The sequence below is a fragment of the Aerococcus viridans genome (assembly GCF_002083135.2).
GTDB classification, from domain to species: Bacteria; Bacillota; Bacilli; order Lactobacillales; family Aerococcaceae; genus Aerococcus; species Aerococcus viridans_C.
Genome location: NZ_NBTM02000001.1, coordinates 605944 through 619315 on the forward strand (window position 1 = coordinate 605944; position 13372 = coordinate 619315).

5 protein-coding genes and 5 rRNA genes are annotated in these 13372 nt (G+C 45.5%); 2 read left to right on the top strand and 8 right to left on the bottom strand.

Annotated features, from left to right (window positions below; all coding sequences use genetic code 11):
* Positions 1 to 47 precede the first annotated feature (47 nt).
* Positions 48 to 671 carry a carbonic anhydrase gene (locus tag A6J77_RS03080; protein WP_083068127.1) on the bottom strand — a complete coding sequence of 208 codons (624 nt, stop codon included), beginning with the start codon at positions 669 to 671 and terminating at the stop codon, positions 48 to 50.
* Positions 672 to 866: 195 nt separating this feature from the next.
* Between A6J77_RS03080 and A6J77_RS03085 the strand changes: the two genes are divergently transcribed.
* On the top strand, positions 867 to 2330 hold the full coding sequence (locus A6J77_RS03085; RefSeq protein WP_083068128.1) for a phosphate:AMP phosphotransferase: 1464 nt from the start codon (positions 867 to 869) through the stop codon (positions 2328 to 2330).
* A gap of 83 nt (positions 2331 to 2413) precedes the next feature.
* Here the strand turns inward: A6J77_RS03085 and A6J77_RS03090 are convergent, their stop codons facing one another.
* Both A6J77_RS03090 and A6J77_RS03095 read right to left on the bottom strand, forming a co-directional pair.
* Positions 2414 to 3052: a hypothetical protein gene (locus A6J77_RS03090; RefSeq protein ID WP_083068130.1), complete on the bottom strand. Its 639-nt coding sequence runs from the start codon at positions 3050 to 3052 to the stop codon at positions 2414 to 2416.
* Positions 3053 to 3182: 130 nt separating this feature from the next.
* Positions 3183 to 3563 (bottom strand): bacterocin transport accessory protein, encoded by a 381-nt coding sequence (locus tag A6J77_RS03095; RefSeq protein ID WP_083068132.1) that lies wholly within the window; start codon positions 3561 to 3563, stop codon positions 3183 to 3185.
* Between the two features lie 125 nt (positions 3564 to 3688).
* Between A6J77_RS03095 and A6J77_RS03100 the strand changes: the two genes are divergently transcribed.
* Positions 3689 to 4513 carry a metallophosphoesterase gene (locus tag A6J77_RS03100; protein WP_083068133.1) on the top strand — a complete coding sequence of 275 codons (825 nt, stop codon included), beginning with the start codon at positions 3689 to 3691 and terminating at the stop codon, positions 4511 to 4513.
* 66 nt (positions 4514 to 4579) lie between these two features.
* Here A6J77_RS03100 and rrf (A6J77_RS03105) read toward each other — a convergent pair.
* The 5 genes from rrf (A6J77_RS03105) to A6J77_RS03125 form a co-directional block, all read right to left on the bottom strand.
* Positions 4580 to 4695, bottom strand: a 5S ribosomal RNA gene (gene rrf, locus A6J77_RS03105).
* Positions 4696 to 4775: 80 nt separating this feature from the next.
* Positions 4776 to 7679 (bottom strand): 23S ribosomal RNA (locus tag A6J77_RS03110).
* Positions 7680 to 7915: 236 nt separating this feature from the next.
* Positions 7916 to 9465: ribosomal RNA gene (locus A6J77_RS03115) — 16S ribosomal RNA — on the bottom strand.
* An 803-nt stretch (positions 9466 to 10268) separates the two neighbouring features.
* Positions 10269 to 10384 (bottom strand): 5S ribosomal RNA (gene rrf, locus A6J77_RS03120).
* A gap of 80 nt (positions 10385 to 10464) precedes the next feature.
* A 23S ribosomal RNA gene (locus A6J77_RS03125) occupies positions 10465 to 13368 on the bottom strand.
* The 16S, 23S and 5S rRNA genes sit together here, the layout of an rRNA operon.
* Between the last annotated feature and the right edge of the window lie 4 nt (positions 13369 to 13372).

Consider the following 13372-nt stretch of genomic DNA (forward strand, 5'->3'; position numbering starts at 1 on the left):
AAAACGTCCTTTCTAGTTAAGGACGCTTCAATTATATCTATTTTAACTTAAAGTCGCTTGAATGTCTTTGTTTCTGGCTGATAAACTTCAACAAAACCTTCATCCGTATGGAAATGCCAACCTTCTACTTTTAGGTTTCCGGCTGCAACACGGTCAGCAATGATTGGGTATTCCATTAAGTGGTTGTATTGGGTGATGATATTTGTCTTCTCCATCAAGTCGCTTTTGGCAACTGGATCATCTAAGGCTGCTAATTGGTCTGCGATAGATTCCTTGACTGGATTTAATTTGCTAATCCATTCTTTTAAATAAGGCATTTCGTCAAAATTTTCTGGTGGGTTCAAACAAGTGTTACAGCCCCCGCAGTTGATATGGCCAAGTAAGATAATATTATTGACTTTTAATGAGGTTACAGTGAAATCTAAACCTGCTTGTAAGGATAATATTGGGTCTGAGTCATTATACTCTGGTACGATGTTTGCGATATTTCGGATTTGGAAAACTTCGCCGGGATCGGCTTGTAACAAGCTCTCAACATTAATACGTGAATCCCCACAGGTAATCACTAAGGTGTGTGGCGAATGGGTGCGCGCTAATGACTCATAGATGGCTTGTTTGTCTTTATAGGCCGTTTCATGGAAGTGATCGACCGCTGGTTTAAAATCTCTCATTCAGTTTTCCTTCTTTCCTACTATAGTTCCTAATTATTTTATCATAAAACTCTAGGATTCCATTAAAATACCTACTATTTTATCGAAAATAGCACAATCTTTATGCATTATTGCATTTATGCTTTATAATGTATGTACAAGAAAATGACCTTAAATATTCATTGCCATTTTATCAAAAAGAAAGAAGTGACGCGGATGTTACCCAATAAAAATGCTGATAGAAAAAGTATTCCAGTCGAATTACAGGATATGAAACGGTCAGAATTAGGTGAGAAATTTGCTGAATTACACCGCCAACTACAAGAAACTAAGAAAAGTATGCTGGTGATTGTGGATGGTTGGGAGTCTTCTGGTAAAGGATTCTTGCTCAAGGATTTGACGCGTGAACTAGACCCTAAACATTATGAAGTGGCCGTCTTTGATGAAAGTACTTTGGAAGATGAACAGCACCCATATTTGCGCCGATTCTTCATGCGGTCGCCTAAGCGCGGTCAGATCGTCTTCTTCGACCGGTCGTTCTACTATGACCTATTCCACCAGTTGGATATGGAGGAGAAAACACTTAATCATATTTTAGACGATATCTCCTTTATTGAAAAAGCCCTCACCGACGATGATACCTTAGTGGTTAAGTTCTTTATCCACCATAGTAAGGACGAAATGGAGGACCGGATTGAGGCTTTGAAAGAAGATCCTTACCGAAAAGTCTTAGTCGCCAAGCAAGATAAGGACCAGTTGGAAAACTACAAGGCTTACCGTAAACACTTTACGGAGATTTTGGAGAAAACAAACTTTGAGGAAACGCCATGGCATATCCTACATGTGGATGACCAAAAGGATCAATCCCGTTTGGCCCTCAAAACTTGTATCGATAGCTTAGAAGATTGGCTGTCTAGAGATTTGACTCGTCCGCAATTAGACTTAGACTTTATCGGTAATAGTCCAGATATCGTGGGGCAAGTTGATCATTCACCAATAATTTCAAAAGAAGTCTACGATGATATCAAGGAAGACTTGCAAGAACAGGCTGCCAACTTGTTGTTTAGGGCTTATCAAGAAAACAAAGGGGTTATTGTGGCCTACGAGGGGTCAGATGCTGCCGGTAAAGGTGGGAATTACCAACGTTTAACCCGGTTGATGGACCCTCGTGGTTATGACGTGGCTACCGTCGCTGCCCCAAATGATGAAGAGTTGCGTCACCATTACCTATGGCGTTTTTACCGAGACTTCCCAAGTTTGGGACGGATGACGATTTTTGACCGCACATGGTATGGCCGTGTCTTAGTTGAACGAATCGAAGACCTGACGCCAGTTTACCGTTGGCAAGAAGCTTACGAAGAAATTAACCAGATGGAACACAACATCACTGACCAGGACTACCTCCTATTGAAATACCTTATTATCATTGATAAAGACACCCAATATGACCGGTTTATGGGCCGAGAAAAAGACCCTGACAAGCAATACAAAATCACTGATGAAGACTGGCGAAACCGGGATAAATTTGACATCTATAACAACGCCATGAATGAAATGGTTGCTGCCACTTCAACTAAAGAAGCCCCATGGAAAGTCATTTCTGGTGTCGACAAACGTTACGCCCGTATTACTGTATTAAAAGACTTCATCGAGCGGATGAAGGCCTTCTTAGGCGACTAAAAGAAGTATCAAATGAATGACAAAAAGAACCACTTCCCAAATCTTCAATTGATTTAAGGGAAGTGGTTCTTTAATTTTATTTCTTACATCGATTGTGTTACAACGTTAGCTGGCGTTTGTTGCAATAACCATGAGTAAGAGTAGCCGGGGTCAGAACCTAAGTTTTCTGCTTCTACACGTGATTGTGCAATTTGCTCATCACTATAACCATCCAGTGCATCATTTGCTAAACCTACACGCTCAATAATAATTTGACGGTTTTCAGTTTGGTCAGGCACCCTAATAGCTTCTTCACTAGCTGCTGGTGCAACTTCTATTGCTGCTTCGTCAGCTGATGCAGCTTCTTCCACATCTGTTTCTTCAGCAACTGCAGGCTCTGCAGCTGGTGTTTCTGTAGCAGTTTTGTTTGTCGCTTCTTCACTTGTAGTGGTTTCCACTACAGGACTACTTGCTTCCTCAGTATCTGTTACCTCACTAGTAGCTACAGTTCCAGACGTATCTGAAGCTATCTCACTAGTGGCTACTTCCTCTGTACTTGTGCTCGCTTCTTCCGATTGACTAGTTGATTCACTACTTGTTGTAGCTGATTCAACTTGAGATGTTGCCACATTACTTGTATATAAATCTTGTGCATTTTCATCTGCTTGAACTTGTGTAATAGTGTATCCAGCTGCTAATACTCCGGCGGCTAGGAGTCCCATCACTACTTTTGGCGTTTTCATTAATATCACACCTTTCTATACCTATAAGTCTAAAGAAAAATATAGATATATTCAAACGATTTCATGCGCTTTAAACCTTTCTTAAGGGTTTAACAAAGATATATTTACTAATCTTGCCTTTAAGCTGGCATTACCCTTGAATAGATTGCGCAATTTCCGCTACGGAATTTGAAGAATCCGCATTTAAGTTTTTAAATTTACCGTCGCCACCAACGTATACTAATGAAGGAACAGTTTTAGCGCCCACTTCAAAACGGAAGTTAGATAAAGCCTCATCAGTTGCTGTTTCTTCAGAATTTAAATAGTATGTATTGCTTACATCGTCGCCTAAGGCTTGGATTAATTTTGGTAAATATTTACGACAGAAAGGACAAGTAGGACGACCGATAAATACCAATTTTGCTTCGTCTTCTTCTAAGAACCCTTGCGCCACATTCGCGGTAATCTCTTGAAAATCCTTAATCTCTTCCTCAAATTCATCTTGTGTGAATGGTTGAATATTGTCTACCATATATAATACCTCCTAGTTTTTGTGTATAAACTCATGGTATGCTTTCGACCGCGGAAATTCAATTAATATGCATTCTTAAGCTATATGGTAGAATAGAGTTGAGTCCAAGAATAAAGGTGAAACAAATGAAACTAGGATTTATATCAGATATACATATCGACCGCGGTAAGACCAAGAAAGAAACAGACTTTCTTCATACCCTTTCCGCCTACATCAAAGACCAAGCACTGGACCAAGTCTTTATCGGTGGCGATATCTCTAACTATTACGAGAAGACCATTGCATTTGTGGAAAAATTACAAGCCTATTCCGGTGCTAAGATTTATTTTATACCAGGTAACCATGATTACTGGGAAGCAAAGTCGTCCAAAAAGCATACACTGACTATCCACGACACCTTTAAAAGTCACCCACAAAGCATGTTAAACAAAGTATTAATGGTGAGCAAGGATACTGCGGTTGTCGGTCATACAGGTTGGTACAACCATGCCTACCACGATCCAGCCTTTACAGAAGAAAAGTTAGAGACCGGCCGTCACAAACTCGTCACTTGGCAAGACAAAGTCCGGCTAGATTGGCAAGCAACTGACAAAGAAGTCTCTAAGCAATTCGCCCAAGAAACCAAAGATACCTTAGACCAAGTCATGGCAGACCATCAACCCAAAAACATCATTCTTCTGACCCATATCATTACCATTCCTGAGTTTACTATTCCCATGCCACACCGAGTGTTCGACTTCTTCAATGCCTATATCGCAACCGACGACTACTTACCCTTCTATCAAGACTATCCAATCAAGCAATCAATTATGGGCCACGTCCATATCAGACATCAAATACAGCAAGGCAACCAACATTTTATCAGTAATAGTCTCGCCTATGAACGCGAATGGCGCCATAACGACCTCTACCGAGAAATCGATCATGCCATGTATAGTATAGAAATCTAACCATTTCTATTTTTGAAAAACAACCACAAAAAAACCAGCAGCCAAAGCTACTGGTTTTTTCATCTTGCATGGCAACGTCCTAGTCTCACAGGGGGCAACCCCCAACTACATTCGGCGCTAAGAAGCTTAACTTCTGTGTTCGAGATGGGAACAGGTGTGTCCTTCTTGCCATCATTACCACACAATATTTATATGAGCTTTTGTTCGCTCAAAACTGAATCTGTAAGTCGTCTACCATTCCATCATACAATCTTATTATCCATTGGATAAGTCCTCGACCGATTAGTACTAGTCCGCTCCATACATCGCTGCACTTCCACTTCTAGCCTATCTACCTGATCGTCTCTCAGGGGTCTTACTATCTTAAAGATATGGGAAATCTCATCTTGAGGAGGGCTTCACGCTTAGATGCTTTCAGCGTTTATCCCATCCACACATAGCTACCCAGCGATGCTCTTGGCAGAACAACTGGTACACCAGCGGTGTGTCCATCCCGGTCCTCTCGTACTAAGGACAGCTCCTCTCAAATTTCCAACGCCCGCGACGGATAGGGACCGAACTGTCTCACGACGTTCTGAACCCAGCTCGCGTACCGCTTTAATGGGCGAACAGCCCAACCCTTGGGACCGACTTCAGCCCCAGGATGCGATGAGCCGACATCGAGGTGCCAAACCTCCCCGTCGATGTGAACTCTTGGGGGAGATAAGCCTGTTATCCCCAGGGTAGCTTTTATCCGTTGAGCGATGGCCCTTCCATGCGGAACCACCGGATCACTAAGCCCGACTTTCGTCCCTGCTCGACTTGTAGGTCTCGCAGTCAAGCTCCCTTCTGCCTTTACACTCTACGAATGATTTCCAACCATTCTGAGGGAACCTTTGGGCGCCTCCGTTACATTTTAGGAGGCGACCGCCCCAGTCAAACTGCCCGACTGACACTGTCTCCCGACCGGATTACGGTCGCGGGTTAGAGTGGCCATGTCACAAGGGTAGTATCCCACCAGCGCCTCCACCGAAACTAGCGTTCCGGCTTCAATGGCTCCTACCTATCCTGTACATGTCACACAGACACTCAATATCAACCTGCAGTAAAGCTCCATGGGGTCTTTCCGTCCTGTCGCGGGTAACCAGCATCTTCACTGGTACTACAATTTCACCGAGTCTCTCGTTGAGACAGTGCCCAAATCGTTACGCCTTTCGTGCGGGTCAGAACTTACCTGACAAGGAATTTCGCTACCTTAGGACCGTTATAGTTACGGCCGCCGTTTACTGGGGCTTCAATTCGTACCTTCGCTAATGCTAAGCACTCCTCTTAACCTTCCAGCACCGGGCAGGCGTCAGCCCCTATACGTCATCTTTCGATTTTGCAGAGACCTGTGTTTTTGATAAACAGTCGCTTGGGCCTATTCACTGCGGCTGACCAAATGGTCAGCACCCCTTCTCCCGAAGTTACGGGGTTATTTTGCCGAGTTCCTTAACGAGAGTTCGCTCGCTCACCTTAGGATGCTCTCCTCGACTACCTGTGTCGGTTTGCGGTACGGGTTGTTTGTATCTAACTAGAAACTTTTCTTGGCAGTGTGACGTCAGCAGCTTCGGTACTATATTTCCCTCCTCATCACAGCTTGTCTTTAACACGAAGCATTTCACTCTGTGTCAGACTCACTGCTTGAACACGAATCCAATAACGTGCTCTGCTTAGCCTCCTGCGTCCTTCCTTTGGTCAAACAATACAAACAAGTACAGGAATCTCAACCTGTTGTCCATCGCCTACACCTTTCGGTCTCGGCTTAGGTCCCGACTAACCCTGGGAGGACGAGCCTTCCCCAGGAAACCTTAGTCATACGGTGGACGGGATTCTCACCCGTCTTTCGCTACTCATACCGGCATTCTCACTTCTAAGCGCTCCACAAGTCCTCTCGATCTTGCTTCTCTGCCCTTAGAACGCTCTCCTACCATATCCATGCGGATATCCACAGCTTCGGTGTTCAGTTTAGCCCCGGTACATTTTCGGCGCAGGGTCACTCGACTAGTGAGCTATTACGCACTCTTTAAATGATGGCTGCTTCTAAGCCAACATCCTAGTTGTCTAAGCAACCCCACATCCTTTTCCACTTAACTGAAACTTTGGGACCTTAGCTGGTGGTCTGGGCTGTTTCCCTTTCAACTACGGATCTTATCACTCGCAGTTTGACTCCCGGATTAAAATATTTGGCATTCGGAGTTTATCAGATTTCGGTAATCCTAGATGGACCCCTAGATCAAACAGTGCTCTACCTCCAATATTCATCATCCGAGGCTAGCCCTAAAGCTATTTCGGAGAGAACCAGCTATCTCCAAGTTCGATTGGAATTTCTCCGCTACCCACACGTCATCCCCGCCTTTTTCAACAGACGTGGGTTCGGGCCTCCAGTGCGTTTTACCGCACCTTCACCCTGCACATGGGTAGGTCACTTGGTTTCGGGTATACGACTACATACTCGACGCCCTATTCAGACTCGCTTTCGCTATGGCTCCGTTTCTTCAACTTAACCTTGCATGCAATCGTAACTCGCCGGTCCGTTCTACAAAAAGTACGCCATCACCCATTAACGGGCTCTGACTGCTTGTAAGCGCACGGTTTCAGGTACTATTTCACTCCCCTCTCGGGGTGCTTTTCACCTTTCCCTCACGGTACTGGTTCACTATCGGTCACTAGGGAGTATTTAGCCTTGGGAGATGGTCCTCCCGGATTCCGACGGAATTACACGTGTTCCGCCGTACTCAGGATACAGACTAGCGTTATTGATCTTTCGTCTACGGGATTGTCACCCTCTGTGATTGGCCTTCCCATGCCATTCGACTAAATCTTTAACTACATATCGTCTGTCCTACAACCCCAAAGAGCAAGCTCTTTGGTTTGGGCTCTTTCCGTTTCGCTCGCCGCTACTCAGGAAATCGAATTTTCTTTCTCTTCCTACAGGTAATGAGATGTTTCAGTTCCCTGCGTCTTCCTCTCAAACTACTATGTATTCGTAGCTGAGTAATTGCCTATCAAAGCAATTGGGTTCCCCCATTCGGAAATCTCCGGATCAAAGCTTACTTACAGCTCCCCGAAGCATATCGGTGTTAGTCCCGTCCTTCATCGGCTCCTAGTGCCAAGGCATCCACCGTGCGCCCTTATTCACTTAACCATTGGTTAAGTTGTATGATTCGCGAAAAGTAATTTGCTTACTTTTATTGGTTTTTTACTCTTGGTAAAATTGGAATTTCTTATATTAATTATCTCCTGGTAGAAAATAATTAAATAAGAGGTTTATTACTTACAGTATTCAGTTTTCAAAGAACAAAATATATACAAGAGAGATAAATCTCTCAAAACTAAACAAAGAAGAGTTGAACCTATTGTGTATTCCGTTATATTCCTTAGAAAGGAGGTGATCCAGCCGCACCTTCCGATACGGCTACCTTGTTACGACTTCACCCCAATCATCTGTCCCACCTTCGGCGGCTGGCTCCATAAAGGTTACCTCACCGACTTCGGGTGTTACAAACTCTCGTGGTGTGACGGGCGGTGTGTACAAGACCCGGGAACGTATTCACCGTGGCGTGCTGATCCACGATTACTAGCGATTCCGGCTTCATGCAGGCGAGTTGCAGCCTGCAATCCGAACTGAGAATGGCTTTAAGAGATTTGCTTGCCCTCGCGGGTTTGCGACTCGTTGTACCATCCATTGTAGCACGTGTGTAGCCCAAGTCATAAGGGGCATGCTGATTTGACGTCATCCCCACCTTCCTCCGGTTTGTCACCGGCAGTCTCATTAGAGTGCCCAACTAAATGCTGGCAACTAATAATAGGGGTTGCGCTCGTTGCGGGACTTAACCCAACATCTCACGACACGAGCTGACGACAACCATGCACCACCTGTCACTTTGTCCCCGAAGGGAAAGCCCTATCTCTAGGGTGGTCAAAGGATGTCAAGACTTGGTAAGGTTCTTCGCGTTGCTTCGAATTAAACCACATGCTCCACCGCTTGTGCGGGTCCCCGTCAATTCCTTTGAGTTTCAACCTTGCGGTCGTACTCCCCAGGCGGAGTGCTTAATGCGTTAACTGCGGCACTGAAGGGCGGAAACCCTCCAACACCTAGCACTCATCGTTTACGGCGTGGACTACCAGGGTATCTAATCCTGTTTGCTCCCCACGCTTTCGAGCCTCAGTGTCAGTAACAGACCAGAATGTCGCCTTCGCCACTGGTGTTCTTCCATATATCTACGCATTCCACCGCTACACATGGAGTTCCACATTCCTCTTCTGTACTCAAGTTTCCCAGTTTCCAATGACCCTCCACGGTTAAGCCGTGGGCTTTCACATCAGACTTAAGAAACCACCTGCGCTCCCTTTACGCCCAATAAATCCGGACAACGCTTGCCACCTACGTATTACCGCGGCTGCTGGCACGTAGTTAGCCGTGGCTTTCTGATAAGATACCGTCAAGACTGTAGCAGTTACTCTACAATTTGTTCTTCTCTTATAACAGAGTTTTACGACCCGAAGGCCTTCTTCACTCACGCGGCATTGCTCCGTCAGGCTTTCGCCCATTGCGGAAGATTCCCTACTGCTGCCTCCCGTAGGAGTTTGGGCCGTGTCTCAGTCCCAATGTGGCCGATCACCCTCTCAGGTCGGCTATGCATCATCGTCTTGGTAGGCCGTTACCCCACCAACTAACTAATGCACCGCAAGGTCATCTATAAGTGACAGCAGAGCCGTCTTTCAATCTTCTTCCATGCGGAAGAAGATATTATGCGGTATTAGCACCCGTTTCCGAATGTTATCCCCCGCTTATAGGTAGATTCCTTACGTGTTACTCACCCGTTCGCCGCTAACGTCAGAAGTGCAAGCACTTCATCTGTTCGCTCGACTTGCATGTATTAGGCATGCCGCCAGCGTTCGTCCTGAGCCAGGATCAAACTCTCATGAAAGATTTTCATGAGCTTGATTGCTCATTAAAGTTTGCTGACTTATTTATAGTAGTTCTCACTACTTTTGATTGTTGGAATCGAATGATTCCATACACAATTTTTGGTTTGTCTTCTTTGTTCAGTTTTCAAAGGTCTATCTCGTTGCTTTATTAGCAACTCATATATCATATCATCTTCATTCGGCGTTTGTCAACAAAAAAATTTAAAAAGTTTTTTTGCTGTTTTATACAAACGATGTCGTGTTGACGACTTGAATATCATATCACTTGGCTTGAGCTATTGTCAACAAGAATTTAAAATTTCTTTTGTATCTCATTGTCGCCCTCAACAAGCAACCTGTTTATATTACCCCCTATAGGAAGCCATGTCAACGGTATTCCAATATATTTTTCAATATTTTTACAGATATTTATTGAAAAGTTGATTTGCCGGCATTTCTACGGGTATGTATTTGATCGTCACCTTGCATTTTTAGTTATATCCCTAGCAACGCTTATATACCATCTCATATAGAATGATTATTATTTGCTGTAAATTTTGCCATTAGAGAATGTCTATGAGTTTTTAGTTTTGATTTATTTTCAGAGAATTACTCCTCCATTTTTCATTCGTCAGCTGTCAAATTACTTACAAATATTCTCCATTTTTTGGAAAAACTTTATAGCAGCTAAATATCAATATAATTTTAGCATTGCTATTGAACAATATTTGCATCCTTCGGATTCCAACACTTGTAGATCAATCAGATTTTGAAAAACAACCACAAAAAAACCAGCAGCCAAAGCTACTGGTTTTTTCATCTTGCATGGCAACGTCCTAGTCTCACAGGGGGCAACCCCCAACTACATTCGGCGCTAAGAAGCTTAACTTCTGTGTTCGAGATGGGAACAGGTGTGTCCTTCTTGCCATCATTACCACACAATATTTATATGAGCTTTTGTTCGCTCAAAACTGAATCTGTAAGTCGTCTACCATTCCATCATACAATCTTATTATCCATTGGATAAGTCCTCGACCGATTAGTACTAGTCCGCTCCATACATCGCTGCACTTCCACTTCTAGCCTATCTACCTGATCGTCTCTCAGGGGTCTTACTATCTTAAAGATATGGGAAATCTCATCTTGAGGAGGGCTTCACGCTTAGATGCTTTCAGCGTTTATCCCATCCACACATAGCTACCCAGCGATGCTCTTGGCAGAACAACTGGTACACCAGCGGTGTGTCCATCCCGGTCCTCTCGTACTAAGGACAGCTCCTCTCAAATTTCCAACGCCCGCGACGGATAGGGACCGAACTGTCTCACGACGTTCTGAACCCAGCTCGCGTACCGCTTTAATGGGCGAACAGCCCAACCCTTGGGACCGACTTCAGCCCCAGGATGCGATGAGCCGACATCGAGGTGCCAAACCTCCCCGTCGATGTGAACTCTTGGGGGAGATAAGCCTGTTATCCCCAGGGTAGCTTTTATCCGTTGAGCGATGGCCCTTCCATGCGGAACCACCGGATCACTAAGCCCGACTTTCGTCCCTGCTCGACTTGTAGGTCTCGCAGTCAAGCTCCCTTCTGCCTTTACACTCTACGAATGATTTCCAACCATTCTGAGGGAACCTTTGGGCGCCTCCGTTACATTTTAGGAGGCGACCGCCCCAGTCAAACTGCCCGACTGACACTGTCTCCCGACCGGATTACGGTCGCGGGTTAGAGTGGCCATGTCACAAGGGTAGTATCCCACCAGCGCCTCCACCGAAACTAGCGTTCCGGCTTCAATGGCTCCTACCTATCCTGTACATGTCACACAGACACTCAATATCAACCTGCAGTAAAGCTCCATGGGGTCTTTCCGTCCTGTCGCGGGTAACCAGCATCTTCACTGGTACTACAATTTCACCGAGTCTCTCGTTGAGACAGTGCCCAAATCGTTACGCCTTTCGTGCGGGTCAGAACTTACCTGACAAGGAATTTCGCTACCTTAGGACCGTTATAGTTACGGCCGCCGTTTACTGGGGCTTCAATTCGTACCTTCGCTAATGCTAAGCACTCCTCTTAACCTTCCAGCACCGGGCAGGCGTCAGCCCCTATACGTCATCTTTCGATTTTGCAGAGACCTGTGTTTTTGATAAACAGTCGCTTGGGCCTATTCACTGCGGCTGACCAAATGGTCAGCACCCCTTCTCCCGAAGTTACGGGGTTATTTTGCCGAGTTCCTTAACGAGAGTTCGCTCGCTCACCTTAGGATGCTCTCCTCGACTACCTGTGTCGGTTTGCGGTACGGGTTGTTTGTATCTAACTAGAAACTTTTCTTGGCAGTGTGACGTCAGCAGCTTCGGTACTATATTTCCCTCCTCATCACAGCTTGTCTTTAACACGAAGCATTTCACTCTGTGTCAGACTCACTGCTTGAACACGAATCCAATAACGTGCTCTGCTTAGCCTCCTGCGTCCTTCCTTTGGTCAAACAATACAAACAAGTACAGGAATCTCAACCTGTTGTCCATCGCCTACACCTTTCGGTCTCGGCTTAGGTCCCGACTAACCCTGGGAGGACGAGCCTTCCCCAGGAAACCTTAGTCATACGGTGGACGGGATTCTCACCCGTCTTTCGCTACTCATACCGGCATTCTCACTTCTAAGCGCTCCACAAGTCCTCTCGATCTTGCTTCTCTGCCCTTAGAACGCTCTCCTACCATATCCATGCGGATATCCACAGCTTCGGTGTTCAGTTTAGCCCCGGTACATTTTCGGCGCAGGGTCACTCGACTAGTGAGCTATTACGCACTCTTTAAATGATGGCTGCTTCTAAGCCAACATCCTAGTTGTCTAAGCAACCCCACATCCTTTTCCACTTAACTGAAACTTTGGGACCTTAGCTGGTGGTCTGGGCTGTTTCCCTTTCAACTACGGATCTTATCACTCGCAGTTTGACTCCCGGATTAAAATATTTGGCATTCGGAGTTTATCAGATTTCGGTAATCCTAGATGGACCCCTAGATCAAACAGTGCTCTACCTCCAATATTCATCATCCGAGGCTAGCCCTAAAGCTATTTCGGAGAGAACCAGCTATCTCCAAGTTCGATTGGAATTTCTCCGCTACCCACACGTCATCCCCGCCTTTTTCAACAGACGTGGGTTCGGGCCTCCAGTGCGTTTTACCGCACCTTCACCCTGCACATGGGTAGGTCACTTGGTTTCGGGTATACGACTACATACTCGACGCCCTATTCAGACTCGCTTTCGCTATGGCTCCGTTTCTTCAACTTAACCTTGCATGCAATCGTAACTCGCCGGTCCGTTCTACAAAAAGTACGCCATCACCCATTAACGGGCTCTGACTGCTTGTAAGCGCACGGTTTCAGGTACTATTTCACTCCCCTCTCGGGGTGCTTTTCACCTTTCCCTCACGGTACTGGTTCACTATCGGTCACTAGGGAGTATTTAGCCTTGGGAGATGGTCCTCCCGGATTCCGACGGAATTACACGTGTTCCGCCGTACTCAGGATACAGACTAGCGTTATTGATCTTTCGTCTACGGGATTGTCACCCTCTGTGATTGGCCTTCCCATGCCATTCGACTAAATCTTTAACTACATATCGTCTGTCCTACAACCCCAAAGAGCAAGCTCTTTGGTTTGGGCTCTTTCCGTTTCGCTCGCCGCTACTCAGGAAATCGAATTTTCTTTCTCTTCCTACAGGTAATGAGATGTTTCAGTTCCCTGCGTCTTCCTCTCAAACTACTATGTATTCGTAGCTGAGTAATTGCCTATCAAAGCAATTGGGTTCCCCCATTCGGAAATCTCCGGATCAAAGCTTACTTACAGCTCCCCGAAGCATATCGGTGTTAGTCCCGTCCTTCATCGGCTCCTAGTGCCAAGGCATCCACCGTGCGCCCTTATTCACTTAACCATTG